At 59.2% G+C, this 14,699-nt stretch carries 13 protein-coding genes and 2 tRNA genes; 8 read left to right on the forward strand and 7 right to left on the reverse strand.

Annotation, left to right across the window (positions count from 1 at the left end; all coding sequences use genetic code 11):
* Nucleotides 1-102 precede the first annotated feature (102 nt).
* Nucleotides 103-179: transfer RNA gene (locus OKC44_RS15110), tRNA-Arg, on the forward strand.
* A gap of 361 nt (nucleotides 180-540) precedes the next feature.
* Here OKC44_RS15110 and pbpG read toward each other — a convergent pair.
* The 6 genes from pbpG to pepA all read right to left on the reverse strand — a co-directional run bounded on the left by pbpG (nucleotide 541) and on the right by pepA (nucleotide 8,715).
* On the reverse strand, nucleotides 541-1,368 hold the full coding sequence (pbpG, locus tag OKC44_RS15115; RefSeq protein ID WP_270813759.1) for a D-alanyl-D-alanine endopeptidase: 828 nt from the start codon (nucleotides 1,366-1,368) through the stop codon (nucleotides 541-543).
* Nucleotides 1,369-1,507: 139 nt separating this feature from the next.
* Complete coding sequence (locus OKC44_RS15120; RefSeq protein WP_016352045.1) at nucleotides 1,508-2,173, reverse strand: DedA family protein; 666 nt, start codon at nucleotides 2,171-2,173, stop codon at nucleotides 1,508-1,510.
* Nucleotides 2,174-2,191: 18 nt separating this feature from the next.
* Nucleotides 2,192-3,484, reverse strand: coding sequence for a hemolysin family protein (locus OKC44_RS15125; RefSeq protein WP_024946378.1), 1,293 nt, complete (start codon nucleotides 3,482-3,484; stop codon nucleotides 2,192-2,194).
* A gap of 186 nt (nucleotides 3,485-3,670) precedes the next feature.
* On the reverse strand, nucleotides 3,671-6,523 hold the full coding sequence (locus tag OKC44_RS15130; RefSeq protein ID WP_270813762.1) for a valine--tRNA ligase: 2,853 nt from the start codon (nucleotides 6,521-6,523) through the stop codon (nucleotides 3,671-3,673).
* Nucleotides 6,524-6,588: 65 nt separating this feature from the next.
* Nucleotides 6,589-7,044, reverse strand: a complete 456-nt coding sequence (locus tag OKC44_RS15135) for a DNA polymerase III subunit chi (RefSeq protein WP_270813764.1) — start codon at nucleotides 7,042-7,044, stop codon at nucleotides 6,589-6,591.
* Between the two features lie 162 nt (nucleotides 7,045-7,206).
* Nucleotides 7,207-8,715, reverse strand: a complete 1,509-nt coding sequence (pepA, locus tag OKC44_RS15140; protein WP_011707422.1) for a leucyl aminopeptidase — start codon at nucleotides 8,713-8,715, stop codon at nucleotides 7,207-7,209.
* 172 nt (nucleotides 8,716-8,887) lie between these two features.
* On the opposite strand from pepA, the gene lptF reads away from it, so the two are divergent.
* Both lptF and lptG read left to right on the forward strand, forming a co-directional pair.
* Nucleotides 8,888-10,000 carry an LPS export ABC transporter permease LptF gene (gene lptF / locus OKC44_RS15145; protein ID WP_199796189.1) on the forward strand — a complete coding sequence of 371 codons (1,113 nt, stop codon included), beginning with the start codon at nucleotides 8,888-8,890 and terminating at the stop codon, nucleotides 9,998-10,000.
* 141 nt (nucleotides 10,001-10,141) lie between these two features.
* A complete protein-coding gene (gene lptG, locus OKC44_RS15150) occupies nucleotides 10,142-11,212 on the forward strand; it encodes an LPS export ABC transporter permease LptG (RefSeq protein WP_011707420.1) in 1,071 nt (356 codons plus the stop codon).
* Between the two features lie 161 nt (nucleotides 11,213-11,373).
* Here lptG and OKC44_RS15155 read toward each other — a convergent pair whose 3' ends face one another.
* A complete protein-coding gene (locus OKC44_RS15155) occupies nucleotides 11,374-11,895 on the reverse strand; it encodes an RDD family protein (protein ID WP_043127228.1) in 522 nt (173 codons plus the stop codon).
* A gap of 143 nt (nucleotides 11,896-12,038) precedes the next feature.
* Between OKC44_RS15155 and OKC44_RS15160 the strand changes: the two genes are divergently transcribed.
* From OKC44_RS15160 to OKC44_RS15180, 5 genes are all read left to right on the forward strand, one after another.
* Nucleotides 12,039-12,123, forward strand: a tRNA-Leu gene (locus OKC44_RS15160).
* Between the two features lie 114 nt (nucleotides 12,124-12,237).
* Complete coding sequence (locus OKC44_RS15165; RefSeq protein WP_270813769.1) at nucleotides 12,238-13,254, forward strand: tyrosine-type recombinase/integrase; 1,017 nt, start codon at nucleotides 12,238-12,240, stop codon at nucleotides 13,252-13,254.
* A gap of 260 nt (nucleotides 13,255-13,514) precedes the next feature.
* A complete protein-coding gene (locus tag OKC44_RS15170; protein ID WP_270813771.1) occupies nucleotides 13,515-13,658 on the forward strand; it encodes a hypothetical protein in 144 nt (47 codons plus the stop codon).
* Nucleotides 13,655-14,275, forward strand: coding sequence for a hypothetical protein (locus tag OKC44_RS15175; RefSeq protein WP_270813774.1), 621 nt, complete (start codon nucleotides 13,655-13,657; stop codon nucleotides 14,273-14,275). The genes OKC44_RS15170 and OKC44_RS15175 overlap by 4 nt, the downstream gene beginning before the upstream one ends.
* A 174-nt stretch (nucleotides 14,276-14,449) precedes the next feature.
* Complete coding sequence (locus OKC44_RS15180) at nucleotides 14,450-14,689, forward strand: hypothetical protein (RefSeq protein WP_270813777.1); 240 nt, start codon at nucleotides 14,450-14,452, stop codon at nucleotides 14,687-14,689.
* The last annotated feature ends 10 nt before the right edge of the window (nucleotides 14,690-14,699 follow it).

Raw genomic sequence — 14,699 nt, forward strand, 5'->3', positions numbered from 1 at the left:
CCCGTAGCTCAGCTGGATAGAGTACCTGGCTACGAACCAGGTGGTCAGAGGTTCGAATCCTCTCGGGCGCACCATATTGAAAGCAGTACCAAAAGTTGATGAGCGCCCGTAGCTCAGCTGGATAGAGTACCTGGCTACGAACCAGGTGGTCAGAGGTTCGAATCCTCTCGGGCGCACCATATAGAAGACAGCCTCGACCTCGGTCGGGGCTGTTTTTTTATATGGCCATTTCACCGGAAGGGCTGACACGGCTCAGCTCGCGGTATCCTCCCGTTTGGCTCGAAAGCCTTCATCCGTCTTGCCCTCAGGCCAGCAACCGCGTGACGAAGGCTCCTATGCCTGCATGACGGGCCCCCCTGTCGCGCACCCTTGCCATCTTCTCCCCCTCATGCTCGCGCCATCGCGTCGTATAGCAGTCTTTTGGCCTGAGGCAATCCTCCATCCTCTTTTGTGATTGCTGGGCCCGGATGGGCGCAGAGGCGGTTTGCGGGCAATAAAAAAGGATGCCGCAGCATCCTTTTTCATCCCCGTGGTGCGGGATCAGCTTTTCAGCCACTTGCGAATGCGGTTGGCATCGCCGACTGGGGTGCGTTTGCCCACCGAGTTGAGCAGCACGATGGCCAGCTCGCGGTTGTCCGGCTTGGCGCGCATCAGCAGGCAGCGGCCCGCCTCGTCGGTAAAGCCGGTCTTGGAGAGGCGCACATCCCAGTCCGGGTTCTTCACCAGCGGGTTGGTGTTGTTGAACATCAGGCTGTAGGCGGGGGTGCGAAAGTGCATGTCCTTGCTGGTGTCCTGGGTAAACTCGCGGATCAACGGCTGGCGATAGGCGGCGGCGATGAGCTTGGCCAGATCCTGGGCGGTGGAGACGTTGCGAGTCGACAGGCCGGTGGAGTCATAGAAGCGGCTGTTGCGCATGCCCAGCTGCTTGGCCTTGTTGTTCATGGCCCGCACGAAGGCAGGGCGCCCCCCCGGATAGTGACGGGCCAGCGCCGAGGCCATGCGGTTCTCCGACGACATCAGTGCCAGGTGCAGGGCATCGCGGCGTGATACCTGGGTGCCCATGCGCACCCGCGAATAGGTGTGTTTGATGGCGTCTCTGTCGTTCTGATCGATGGTCAGGGTCTGGCCGAGATCCTGGCGGGCATCCAGCACCACCAGTGCCGTCATCAGCTTGGTGATCGAGGCGATGGGGCGCACCCGGGTGGCATTCTTCTGGTACAGGGTCTTGCCCGTACCGACATCCATCACCAGCGCGCTGCTCGATTGCAGCTGTAGTTTGGCCGGGTTGGGGGCAGCCAATGCTGCTGGCAATCCCAGCAGTCCAACCAATGCATAAACCAGCGCCATAGCGCTAACCCGACACCGCATACTACCGACTCCATTCACGTCGAAAAAAAAGGCGCTAGATTCACTCATTTTTACCCTCGCTTGACAAGAGTGCCAGCGGGTAAATCGCCATTATTTAGCTAAAAAAAGGGCCATCTTGCGATGGCCCTGTGTATTTGTCTCAATCCCGTGGCGCACTGGCTTTGCGTTTGCTCAGCCAGCGCCAGATCAGCGCGATGAGACCGCCGACCAGCAGTACGATCGGCAGGCAGAGAATGATGCTGAGGAACTGGGACTGGTACTCGGACGCCAGCTTGGTGTGGCTCAGGAAGTAGCCAAAGCCGACCAGCGGGCAGATCCACATGATGGAGCTGACCAGATTGACGATGAGGAAGCGCCCCTGTGGCAACTCGGTCGCGCCGACGATATAGGGATAGGCGGTGCGCACGAAAGCGATGTAGCGGGCAGTGATTAGGGTCACGATGCCGTATTTGTCGAGCAGATAGTACACCTTCTGCTGGTGCTTCTCTTCCACATGGGATAGCAGCCGGTGGTAGAGCTGGGTGTGGCCCAGGAAACGCCCCTGCATGTAGCCGAGCCAGGTGCCGACGAAGGTGGCCAGGATCAGCAGCGGGATCACCCCAAGGGAGAGCACGTCCTGATAGATGAGCACGCCGGTCAGGATCAACAGGCTGTCGCCGGGCAGAAAGGCGGTGGGGATGAAGCCATTCTCCAGCACCAGAAACGTCAATAACACGCCGCAGACCATGAAGGCCATCTTGGGATCGGATAGCGTCACCAGATCCTGATGCATAAAGGCGTGAGCCAGTTGGTAAAACTGCTCCATAGTTGCAAACTCCGCAGGTTAGCTGGGTTGATCAAGCAAGGGCATGGCCAGCACCTTGTCGATGCGCAGACCATCCATGTCAACAATTTCCAGTTGCCACTGTTCCAGCGTGACCAGATCTCCGGTCTGGGGAACGCGGCCAAGGAGCAGCATGATAAGCCCTCCGAGGGTGTGATAGTGATGTTTTTCTTCTTCCGGTAGCCGAACCAGTCCCAGACAGTCCTTCAGCTCAGGCAGCGGAATGAGGCCGTCGAGCAGCCAGCTGCCGTCGGTACGCTGGAATGCCCAGTTGTCGTCGCCGTCCTCCTGCTGGAAGTCGCCGGCCAGGGTCTCCAGCAGATCCTGCTGGGTGACCAGTCCCTGCAGCTCGCCATATTCGTCCACCACCAGCACCATGTGCTCTGAGTGGGTACGGAAGTGGTTGAGCAGCTCGAGGCCGTTCAGGGTCTCCGGCAGCAGGCTGCCATCCTGGGTCAGCGCCGCCAGATCGATGGGCTCTCCCTTGATGTAGGCGTGCAGCACCTTGCTGACGTTGATGATGCCCACCAGTTCCGACAGGCTGCCGTCACAGACCGGGAAGAAGCTGTGGCGATACTCCACCAGTCGCTGCAGGTTCACCTCCAGCGGCAGGGCGAGGTCGAGATAACGGATGTCGCTGCGCGGCACCATCAGTGACGAGAGGCTGCGCTCGTCGAGTCGGAACACATTGCGCAGCATGGTGTGTTCATGATCCTCGATGATCCCGGCCTCCGAACCCTCCACCAACATGGCGTGGATCTCCTCCTGGGTCACGTTGGCGCCACCGTCCTGGCTGACGCGCAGGATGCGCAGGCTGGCCTTGGTGGAAGCCGACAGCAGCCAGACAAAGGGGCGGGTAAGCGCCGCCAGCCACATCATGGGGCGGGCTACCAGACAGGCGATGCGCTCGGCGCTGAGCTGGCCGAGCCGCTTGGGCACCAGCTCGCCGATGACGATGGAGAGATAGGTGACCACCACGATGACCAGTACGGTGGCGAGCAGACTGCTGCTCTTGGGGGTCATGCCCCACTCTTGCAGCCAGAGCGCCAGTGGCTGGGCCAGCAGGGATTCGCCGTAGATACCGTTGAGCAGACCGATACTGGTGATGCCGATCTGCACCGCGGAGAGAAAATGGGTCGGATCTTCACTCAGTTTGAGGGCGATGGCGGCAGAACGGCTCCCTTCGCTGACCATCTTGCTGAGGCGGGCCTTGCGCGCGGTGACGATGGCGATTTCCGACATGGCGAAGACGCCATTAAGCAAAATCAATCCAAACAGGATCAATATTTCCATACAGCAACAGCACTCCGAGTAGAAAAGATCGCTGGCAGTGTAATGAATTTGGGGGCGATGCGCTTGTGAAAGCGGGTGATTTGGCTCGCTAATTTTGCATGAAGAAGCGCAAAAAGCGCGGGGTGGCGGCGGGCGGGCAATAAAAAGCCCCCTGCAGGAGGGGGCTTCTACCAAGTCAAATCCGGCTTACAGCGCGGCGATCTCGGCCTGCTGGGCTTCGAGCTTGGTCAGCTGGAGACGGTAATCTTCCAGCTTCTCGCGCTCCTTGATGATGACCGCTTCCGGCGCCTTGGCGACGAAGGCTTCGTTGCCGAGCTTGCCTTCGATGCGGCCGCACTCGCCGACCAGACGGGCAACCTCTTTGGCCAGACGAGCCAGCTCGGCATCCTTGTCGATGAGACCGGCCATCGGGATCATCAGCTCGGTGGCACCGATCAATTTTTTGACCGACAGCGGGGCGGCTTCACCGTCCGCCAGTACGCGGATGGATTCCAGACGGGCCAGCGACTTGAGGAAGGCCTCGTTGTCGGCTGCGCGCTGGGCATCCTTGGCATCGCACTGGAGCAGCACGTTGAGGGGCACGCTCGGCGCCACGTTCATCTCGGCGCGGATGTTGCGGATGCTGACGATGAACTCCTTCACCCACTCCTGATCCGCCATCGCGGCTTCGTCCACCTTGGCGGCGTCGAATTCCGGGAAGGCCTGAATCATGATGGTGTCGGCGTGCACGCCGGCCAGCGGGGCGACCGATTTCCAGATGGTCTCGGTGATGAATGGGATGATCGGGTGTGCCAGGCGCAGCAGGGTCTCGAGGACGCTGACGAGGGTGTGGCGGGCAGCGCGCTGCTCGGCCTCGGAACCCTTGGTCAGTACCGGCTTGGTCAGCTCCAGATACCAGTCACAGAACTGGTTCCAGATAAATTCGTACAACACGCCTGCCGCGATGTCGAAGCGGTAGGTATCGAGGGCGGTGCGGAAGTCGCGGATGGCCACTTGCAGCTGGGACTGGATCCAGCGATCCGCCAGGCTGAACTGCATCTCGCCACCGTTGAAGCCACAATCCTGATCTTCGGTGTTCATCAGCACGTAGCGGGAGGCGTTCCACAGCTTGTTGCAGAAGTTGTTGTAGCCATCCAGGCGCTTCATGTCCCAGTTGATGTCACGACCGGTGGAGGCCAGCGCCGCCAGGGTGAAGCGCAGGGCGTCGGTGCCATGGGCCTCGATCCCTTCCGGGAACTGCTTGGCGGTACGCTTGCCGATCTTCTCGGCCATCTGCGGCTGCATCATGTTGCCGGTGCGCTTCTCCAGCAGATCTTCCAGCGAGATGCCGTCGATCATGTCGAGCGGATCCAGCACGTTGCCCTTGGACTTGGACATCTTCTGGCCTTCTTCGTCACGGATCAGGCCAGTGATGTAGACGGTCTTGAACGGGACTTGCGGCTGGCCGTTTTCGTCCTTGATGAAGTGCATGGTCATCATGATCATCCGGGCAATCCAGAAGAAGATGATGTCGAAGCCGCTCATCAGCACGTCGGTCGGGTGGAAGGTCTTGAGCGCCTCGGTGTTGTTGGGCCAGCCCAGGGTGGAGAAGGTCCACAGGGCGGAGCTGAACCAGGTGTCGAGCACGTCTTCGTCCTGACGCAGGGTGGTGACGGACGGGATGCTGTGCTTGGCGCGCACTTCATCTTCGTTGCGGCCCACGTAGACGTTGCCGGCGTCATCATACCAGGCCGGGATGCGGTGACCCCACCACAGCTGACGGGAGACGCACCAGTCCTGAATGTCGCGCATCCAGGAGAAGTACATGTTTTCGTACTGTTTCGGCACGAACTGGATGCGGCCATCTTCCACCGCCTCGATAGCGGTCTTGGCCATCGGCGCCACGCGCACGTACCACTGGTTGGTCAGCATCGGCTCGATGGGCACGCCACCGCGATCGCCGTAAGGCTGCTGCAGCACGTGATCCTTGATCTCGGCCAAGAGGCCCAGTTCGTCCAGCTTGGCGACGATGGCCTTGCGAGCGGCGAAGCGCTCCATCCCGGCGAATTCGGTCGGCAGGGCGCCGTCATAGGCGGTGCTGGGGTTGCCGTTGCTGTCGACAACTTCGGCCTCGGCACGCACGTGGGCGTCCAGGGTGAAGATGTTGATCATCGGCAGGTTGTGGCGTTTGCCCACTTCGTTGTCGTTGAAGTCGTGGGCCGGGGTGATCTTCACGCAGCCGGTGCCCTTTTCCATGTCGGCGTGCTCGTCGGCGACGATGGGGATCAGACGATTCACCAGCGGCAGCAGAATGTGCTGACCGATCAGCGCCTTGTAGCGCGGGTCTTCCGGGTTTACCGCGACGGCGGTATCACCCAGCATGGTTTCCGGACGGGTGGTGGCGACGATCAGGTGATCCTGGCCTTCGGCAGTCTTGGCGCCGTTGGCCAGCGGGTAGCGCAGGTGCCACATGTGGCCCTTGATCTCGCGGTTTTCCACTTCCAGATCGGAGATGGCGGTATTGAGCTTGGGATCCCAGTTCACCAGACGCTTGCCACGGTACATCAGGCCATCTTCGTAGAGACGGACAAACACTTCCTGCACGGCGGCGGAAAGACCTTCATCCATGGTGAAGCGCTCGCGCTCCCAATCCACGGAGTCACCCAGACGGCGCATCTGGCGGGTGATGGTGCCGCCGGACTCTTCCTTCCATTGCCAAATCTTGTCGATGAAGGCTTCCCGGCCGTAATCGTGGCGGGTCTTGCCCTCTTCTGCGGCGATCTTGCGCTCAACCACCATCTGGGTGGCGATACCGGCGTGGTCAGTACCCGCCTGCCACAGGGTGTTCTTGCCCTGCATGCGGTTGTAGCGGATCAGGGTATCCATCAGGGTTTGCTGGAAGGCGTGACCCATGTGCAGGCTGCCGGTGACGTTCGGCGGCGGGATCATGATGCAGAAGGAGTCTTTGCTGGTGTCGCCGTGGGGCTTGAAGTAACCCTGGGCTTCCCAGTGCTGATAGAGCGCCTGTTCGATGGCGTTGTGATTAAAAGTCTTTTCCATGGTCTCGCCGTATTCTGGATGGATGGATTCTGGTGTTGATTCGTCGTGGATCGAGGGTGGCACAGTCAGGGCTGCGCCGGATCCGGTGCGGCAAGGACGGGCTGATCCCTCATCTCGAGGGCGTGGCCTGCCTGGCGATAGTGCTTGTAGCGCTCGCGGGCTTGCTGCTTTTGCGTTTCGTCAGTGGGGACAAAATCTACCACTTGAGCGAAGTGTCCTGCAAACAAAGGTGTCTGTTTGGCCAGATTGATGAGGCGGGCATAGCGCCGCCGTGGCGGCTGATGGCCGATCTCCACCGGTGCCTGACCGCTCTCGCCCTGCAGCTGGTGCGGCACGAAGCGCTCCGGCGGCAGCTGCCACAGCAGCTCGTCGAGGCGCAGGGCCTGAGCCTCATCGTCGCACAGCAGGTAGAGATGGCCCGCACCCCAGCTATCGGCTACGAGCTGGCAGGCGAAGCGTTCGACGGCCGAAGCCTGCGCGTCATCCTGCTCGCTCATCAGGTAAAAGGTCACTTGGCTCATCAGGTTGATCCCGTTTGCGGTGACGGACTATTGACCGCCGGTAAGGACGGGCAGGGGGTATTCCTGCCAACCCTCAATGAAACAAGGAAGAGGCGGGCCTCTTCCTTGTGATTCAGGGTAACGCCATCCCGTTTGATGCACGCATCGAACGGGATAAAAGGGTTACTCCTTCTCTTCGATGACCACCCCTGACCGGTTCAGCAGGAACTGGGTCAGCAGAGGCACCGGACGCCCGGTGGAGCCTTTCTCCTTGCCACTCTTCCAGGCGGTCCCGGCGATATCCAGGTGGGCCCAGTTGTACTTCTTGGTGAAGCGTGACAGGAAGGCTGCGGCGGTGATGGTACCGGCCGGGCGGCCACCTATGTTGGCCATGTCGGCAAACGGACTCTCCAGCTGCTCCTGATACTCGTCGAACAGCGGCAGGCGCCAGGCGCGATCACCCGCCTGCTCGGAGGCGTTGAGCAGCTCATGGGCCAGCGGGTTGTGGTTGGCCAAGAGACCCGTGGTGTGGTGACCCAGGGCGATGATGCAGGCACCGGTCAAGGTGGCCACGTCGATCACGGTTTCCGGATCAAAGCGATCCACGTAGGTCAGCGCATCGCACAGCACCAGGCGGCCTTCCGCATCGGTGTTCAGCACTTCGATGGTCTGACCGGACATGGAGGTGAGGATGTCGCCCGGGCGATAGGCGTTGCCACCCGGCATGTTCTCGCAGCCCGCCAGTACGCCGATGACGTTGATGGGCAGTTGCAGCTGGGCCAGGGCGTGCATGGTACCGAGCACGGAGGCGGCGCCACCCATGTCGTACTTCATCTCGTCCATGCCCTCGGCCGGCTTGATGGAGATGCCGCCGGAGTCGAAGGTCAGTCCCTTGCCGACCAGCACGATGGGCTTGGCATCCGGATGACCCTTGTACTCGATGATGGCCATCATGGCTTCGTTGTCGGAGCCGCGGGCCACCGCCAGATAGGAGTTCATGCCGAGCTCGGCCATCTCCTGCTCGCCGATCACCTTGGTGGTGATGTTGTCGAAGGCATCGGCCAGACGACGGGCCTGGGAGGCGAGATAGGCCGGATTGCAGACATTGGGCGGCATGTTGGCCACGTCGCGACAGACGCGCACCCCTTTCGCCACGGCCAGGCCGTGGGCGATGGCTTTTTCACCAATGGTCAGTTCCCGACGCGTCGGCACGTTGAATACCAGCTTGCGCAGCGGACGGCGTGGCTCGGCCTTGTTGGTCTTGAACTGATCGAAACTGTAGAGGCCCGCCTTGGTGGTTTCCACCGCCTGGCGCACCTTCCAATAGGTATCCCGACCCTTGACGTGCAGCTCGGTCAGGAAGCAGACCGCTTCCATGGAGCCGGTTTCGTTGAGGGTGGTGATGGTCTTGTTGATGATCTGCTTGTACTGGCGTTCGTCGAGTTCCCGCTCCTTGCCACAACCGACCAGCAGCACGCGCTCGCTGAGCACGCCCGGTACTTGATGCAGCAACAGCATCTGGCCTGGTTTCCCTTCCAGGTCGCCACGGCGCAGCAGCGAACTGATGTAGCCATCGCTGATCTTGTCCAGTTGTTCGGCAACCGGAGAGAGGCGACGCGGCTCGAATACGCCGACCACGACGCAGGCACTGCGTTGCTTCTCAGGACTGCCACTCTTTACACTGAACTCCATGGAATCTCCTACATCCTAAAGACAAAAGGCACCTTTTATTGAATAATGCGGTGCTTGTTGGGGTATCAGAGGCGGAGCGAACAGGCACTGGCTCCGCAGTTCAAACTGGTAAAAATCCAATATACGGCCCTATTTTTCAGGCATTCGACTAAAAACACAAGTTTACTTGGGAATGACTGTGATCGTTTTCCGATATTTGTTCAGGGAAACCCTGAAAACCCAGCTGGCGGTATTATTCGTGCTGCTGCTCATCTTCGTCAGCCAGCAATTCATCCAGATCATCGGCGATGCCGCCGATGGTGAGGTGCCGACGCGCCTGGTCTCCACCCTGCTGCTGCTCAACCTGCCCAACATGGCCCTGTTGATGCTGCCCATCAGCCTGTTTTTGGCCATCTTGTTCGCTCACGGGCGCCTCTACGCCGAAAGCGAGATGACGGTGATGCATGCGGTGGGCTTCAGCCACCGTTTCGTGATGCGCAGCGCCATGGTGCTGGCCTTGCTGACGGCGGCCGTCGCCGCCTTCAACACCGGCTGGGTGGCCCCGCAGGCCAAGGAGCGCGAGTATCAGGTGATCGACGAGTTCAAGGCCGATCCGGGGATCTCCTTCCTGCAGGCCGGCCGCTTCATGGAGCTCGACAAGGGACGGCTGGTGGCTTACATCCAGGATCTCAACGACAAGGGCTCCAAACTGCAGAAAATCTTCGTGTTGCAGCGCTCGCAGGACGGCAAGCCGCCGTCGGTGGTGGTGGCGACCGAAGGGGTGGTCACGGTCGACAGCAACGGTCTGCAGTGGCTGACCCTGAAGGATGGCTCCCGCTACGAGGGACACTTCAATACCCGCCAGTTCCAGATCTCCGAGTTCGACGAGTACAGCCTGGTGATCCGCCAGCAGGAGATGGAGCGATCCAACCGCAAGGCGGCGGCCAAGCCGACCATGGCGCTGCTGGGTACCCAGGACAACCAGCTGATGGCCGAGCTGCAGTGGCGCCTGTCACTGCCCCTCTCCATTCTGGTGCTGACCTTCCTGGTGGTGCCGCTGGCGCGGGTCAACCCCCGTCAGGGCCGCTATGCCAAGCTGTTGCCGGCCATCCTGCTTTACCTCTCTTACTTCCTGCTGCTCAGTGCCGCCCGCTCTGCCATCGACAGCGGCCGGCTGCCGCACTGGCCCGGCATGTTCCTGGTGCCGCTGGTCTATCTGCTGCTGATCGGGTTGCCGCTCAACCTGCAGGGCACCAGCTGGTGGAACGGGGTCAAGACCCTCTATTTCAAGAGAAAATCGGCATGATGTTGCCATCTGGGAGTCTCTACTGATGTTTGGCATTCTCGATAGACATGGCGACCGGGTCATTTTGATGTCGCCCCCGTTCCATAGGTCTGTATTTGAGGAAAAAATCAGCATGATGCTGCAACAGGGGGGGCTCTGCTGATGTTTGGCATTCTCGATAGATATATCGGCCGTGTTATTTTCATGTCGGTCCTGCTGTGTGAACTGACACTGGTCGGGCTGGCGGCGCTCATCAAGTACGTGGAGCAGCTGAAGTCGGTAGGGGAAGGCAACTACGACATGCTCAGCGCCCTCTACTATGTGCTGCTCTCCATGCCGAAAGAGGCGGTGCTCTTCTTCCCGCTGGCGGCCCTGCTGGGCGGCCTCATCGGTCTGGGCCAGCTGGCGACCAGCTCCGAGCTGGTGGTGATGCAGGCGGCGGGCCGCTCCAAGATCAGCATAGTGATGGCGGCGCTCAAGACTGCCATCCCGCTGATGATCCTGGTGGGGCTGATGGGGGAGTACGTGGCCCCCATCGCCAAGCGGATGGCGGACGACATCAAGGCGGGCGCCCTGTCTGAGGGGCGGCTGACCGTGTCGGCTTACGGGGTGTGGGCCCGCGATGGCAACAACTTCGTCAATATCAACGGGGTGCGCAACGATGGCGCGCTGACCGGCATCACCCTTTACCGTTTCACCCCGGAGCGCAAGCTGATCGATATCCTGCAGGCGCAGGAAGGGGTGTTCGAGCAGCATCACTGGTTGCTCAAGCAGGTACAGGTGACCCGCTTCGATGACCCCAGGCAGATCATGAGCGAAACCCAGCCCCAGATGGAGTGGAGCTCAGAGCTCACGCCCAAACAGCTGGGGGTGGTGAGCATCGATCCTGAAAACCTGCCGGTGGCGGGACTGCTGGATTACATCGGCTATCTGGATGCCAACAAGCAGGATGCCGGGCGCTACAAGCTGGAGATGTGGCGCAAGCTGCTGTCGCCGCTCTCGGTGGTGGCCATGATCCTGCTGGCCTCCTCCTTCATCTTCGGCCCGCTGCGTTCGGTCAGCATGGGCGCGCGGATGCTGATGGGGATCATGACCGGCTTCGCCGTCTACGTCAGCGATCGGGTGTTTGGCCCCATCAGCCTGGTGTATGCGGTACCGCCGATCCTGGCGGCCATCGCGCCGAGCCTGCTGTTTGGCGGGATCTCCTTCTATATTCTGAGCCGCAAGCAGTAGCGGCCTGAAGGGCGGTGGCGCTGCTGACAAAAAGCGGCCATCGCTCCTGCTGCACTGCTGTTTGGCGGCATCTACGTCTATATCCTGAGTCGCAAGCAACAAGTGCGTCGGCCAGCAAAAAGGGCACCCTCGGGGTGCCCTTTTTCGTTGCTGCCACAGGATCAACGATTGAGCTGTTCCAGGTTCTCCTGTTTGCCGAGTACCACCACTTCGCATTCGGACCAGATGTCCTGAAACGCGCGAGGTGACTTGTGGTTGAACAGGCAGAGCAGGTTGCCGAGGCCGAAGGCCGCCGTGGCCAGCCGGATCAGGGCCTGGGTGATTCGAATGTTGCTGCCGTCGGCATTCTGGATGCGCAGACGCCAGGCCCGCATGCCGATGGTCTGACCGGCGCGGGTCCAGAACCAGGTGTAGAAACCACAGATGATGAAGGCGAGCCAGGCGCTGTAGATGGGGCTGGTCAGCAGCCAGGCGGCGTCCTTGCCTTCGGGCACGGTCGCCATGCCGGTTGCCAGCAGCAAGTGTGCCACCCCCATCCCGATGAAGCCGGCGATGATCAGCAATGAGATGACCACCAGATAGTCATAGAGCAGGGCGCCGAGCCGGCGCAGCAGGCCGGCGGAAGGGTAGCGCGCAGTCGCGGGAGGGGTCTGTGTCGGTTGGACGGATTTACGCTTGGCCATCGTTTTTATTCCATTAATATGATGCGGGCATTCTATGTAACTGACCCAGCCTCGGCAAGGCGTTGAATAAATGAGCAAACAACTGTGAGAGCAAGAAAAACACCTTGCATGCCCAAGCGCCATTCGTATAATCCCTCGCAGTTGCCCGGGTGGCGAAATCGGTAGACGCAGCGGATTCAAAATCCGCCGTAGCAATACGTGTCGGTTCGAGTCCGACCCCGGGCACCATTATTAAAATCCTGTTTGGTCAACAGGTTAGCGTGGCAAGTGCGGCGCTAGAAGCTCTGAAACTGCGGTTAAGACACTCACATGACGCGTAAAAGCGCGAAAGAGGTTTTAACCATGGCACAAGTACGAACCGTATCGGGTAAGCGCGGCAAGACTTACCGAGTCCAATTGATGCGCAATGGCCAGCGTATCGATAAGTCGTTTCCGAGAAAAAAAGACGCGGAAGCGTTTTTGTCGCGCCTCACTGTGTGCGATGACCTAGCGGACGCCATGACGTCTGTCTCCCTCACTACAATCCCCCTTTCTGATGCAATCCGCGATTACCTTGACCAGTACAAGGGGCGCGACCGTTCTATGATCCAGCGCTTGGGATGGTGGGCCGACCGTATCGGCTCAAAGCCCGTGGGCAAAATCCAGCGGATACAGATCAAGACTGCATTGGATGCGCTAGCCAAGGACGAGAAGTCCCCCGCCACTATCAACCGCTATAAGGCTGCTATCTCAAGCGTCTTTGAGTGGTTCAATGACAAACACGACACCAAACATAATCCCGCCCGCGAGGTTCGCCAGCAAACCGAAAGCGCAGGGCGCACCCGCTTTTTATCTGATGCCGAGATAGGCCGTCTACTCGATGCCGCTAGCAATAGCCGTTGGGAGCGTCTGCACCTGCTAATCCATATGGCGCTAGCTACAGGGGCACGGCGCAGCGAGCTGATCAATTTGAAATGGTCGGACATAGATTTTCAGCGCAAGACTGCACACCTAGAACAAACCAAGAACGGCGACAGGCGGACGCTCACCCTCACAACCGCCGTCATTCAAGAGCTGATGCCATTCCGGCAGGTTGGCGATGCCTACCTATTCCCTCACCCTGGCAAGCTGTATGGGCCTTTTGCTGAGTTCGATCACCACTGGCGGGGATGCTTGATTGAGGCAGGTATCAGCGATTTTCGATTCCATGACTTGCGGCATTCCAGCGCCTCCCTAATGGCTAAGAGCGGAGCATCATTGCTTGAGCTGGCCGAACACCTAGGGCACAAGACCCTAAACATGGTGAAACGCTATTCGCATCTGGCCGTTGATCATCGAGTCGAACAGGCGGAGCGGATCTTCGGGGGGTTGGCTAAATGACCTATTACGCATGGCACCCTGAGAGCCAAGCCCTTAACGTGTTTGCTGGCAAGCGAGAGCGCACAGCATGGTGCGAACGGACAGGAGCCCAGCCAGTCACAAAGGCCGAGGCAATGAGCAAGCGCCCGAGCTGGAACGCAGCAGACTGGCGCAGGTTTGTAGAGTTCAACGCCATAGCCGAATAGCGGATAAGAGAAGCCCCCGCAACTGGTGGAACAGTTCGAGGGCTATGGAACACAACCGATGAGGACACATCGATCATGATCACCGCAAGTCTACACACCAAGGCAGAAGTGCAGCAAGCAGCACGAGCCGCTGTAATCGCCTATCGCGCAGGATTCCACCAAGAGGCCGCTATTCTCTGGCGAGCCTGTGTTTCCGCTTATCTGGAGAAAATCAAATGAGCAAGAATGCGGCTGGAAATTATCGAGTTGGCGGACAGAGCTACAGCGAAAGCGAGCTCGAAGAGATTGCAGAGCGTATTGAGAAATCATCGTATTCACAGCTAACCATTGATAAATATTTCCTCGGTGAAGCAAAAACGGAAGAAGAGTTACGCAAGCGACTGGTGATTACACACTACTTTCTTGCCAAAGATCGCCGCTTAACCAAAGAGATGAGAGGGTTGCTTGCAAGCGGGATAAATGAGTTCTTGGGTGGTGGCAAATCCACATGGCAGAGGCCAAAGGTAAAGTCTGGCAACGATAAGGAAGCATTAATCCTAATGCTCGCCATTGATCAAGTGTTCCCGCGCAGTCTGCACGAGATTGCCGCGGCGCTTGGCATTGGGTATGAAGCAGCCAAGGCCAGGAAGGCTTCGGCGCGGCGATTGCTGAAGGATGGTATTGCCCTTGAAGAGCATCTACAAATGCTTACTAGCGGGCTAAGGGGCATTCCTTTTGAAGATGGCACCAAGTTTCACCTGAAGGTATATGACAAGAATGAGGCTCTGGATTTGCTTGAAGATCCCAGTAAGGGGGAGCGCTTTATAAGGTCTGTTATCGACTTCTTTTATAAGTAACGTGCTGACTTGCCAGCTATATCCGATTGCTCGGAGGGTTTGTGTTATCTGCAGTTTTCAATGGGTAATTTCCTACTTAGTTGGAATTTACCCGAATGGTTTTGCCTCTGGTTTTACTATGCAACTGACCAAACCGCAGTACCTCAGAGCAACAACGATATAAGGCTAAAAGACATGAACGAGCAAAACCTGACTTCAATGGCGCAAGACCTCAACAACTGGATGCCAATGGCTGAGCTGCCTAAGCACTACAACCAATTTAGCTATGCAACGCTCAAGACCATGTTTTGGAAGCGAGCGGAGCGCCCAGGGTTGGAACGTTGTTCCCAAATGGTGGGGAAAAAGCTGTTTGTTAACGTGCCTATGTTCGGCCTCTGGCTGGCGGGGCAACTGCCAGAACAGCGGGGTGAATAATGAGCCGAGG

The organism is Aeromonas sp. S41-2, from assembly GCF_027705845.1.
GTDB lineage: Bacteria > Pseudomonadota > Gammaproteobacteria > Enterobacterales > Aeromonadaceae > Aeromonas > Aeromonas hydrophila.

Bases quoted from the DNA above. Each gene is read 5' to 3' on its own strand.
- pbpG (WP_270813759.1), bottom strand. From the start codon at position 1,368: ATGCGGTGTCGGGTTAGCGCTATGGCGCTGGTTTATGCATTGGTTGGA.
- OKC44_RS15120 (WP_016352045.1), bottom strand. From the start codon at position 2,173: ATGGAGCAGTTTTACCAACTGGCTCACGCCTTTATGCATCAGGATCTG.
- OKC44_RS15125 (WP_024946378.1), bottom strand. From the start codon at position 3,484: ATGGAAATATTGATCCTGTTTGGATTGATTTTGCTTAATGGCGTCTTC.
- OKC44_RS15130 (WP_270813762.1), bottom strand. From the start codon at position 6,523: ATGGAAAAGACTTTTAATCACAACGCCATCGAACAGGCGCTCTATCAG.
- OKC44_RS15135 (WP_270813764.1), bottom strand. From the start codon at position 7,044: ATGAGCCAAGTGACCTTTTACCTGATGAGCGAGCAGGATGACGCGCAG.
- pepA (WP_011707422.1), bottom strand. From the start codon at position 8,715: ATGGAGTTCAGTGTAAAGAGTGGCAGTCCTGAGAAGCAACGCAGTGCC.
- lptF (WP_199796189.1), top strand. From the start codon at position 8,888: ATGACTGTGATCGTTTTCCGATATTTGTTCAGGGAAACCCTGAAAACC.
- lptG (WP_011707420.1), top strand. From the start codon at position 10,142: ATGTTTGGCATTCTCGATAGATATATCGGCCGTGTTATTTTCATGTCG.
- OKC44_RS15155 (WP_043127228.1), bottom strand. From the start codon at position 11,895: ATGGCCAAGCGTAAATCCGTCCAACCGACACAGACCCCTCCCGCGACT.
- OKC44_RS15165 (WP_270813769.1), top strand. From the start codon at position 12,238: ATGGCACAAGTACGAACCGTATCGGGTAAGCGCGGCAAGACTTACCGA.
- OKC44_RS15170 (WP_270813771.1), top strand. From the start codon at position 13,515: ATGATCACCGCAAGTCTACACACCAAGGCAGAAGTGCAGCAAGCAGCA.
- OKC44_RS15175 (WP_270813774.1), top strand. From the start codon at position 13,655: ATGAGCAAGAATGCGGCTGGAAATTATCGAGTTGGCGGACAGAGCTAC.
- OKC44_RS15180 (WP_270813777.1), top strand. From the start codon at position 14,450: ATGAACGAGCAAAACCTGACTTCAATGGCGCAAGACCTCAACAACTGG.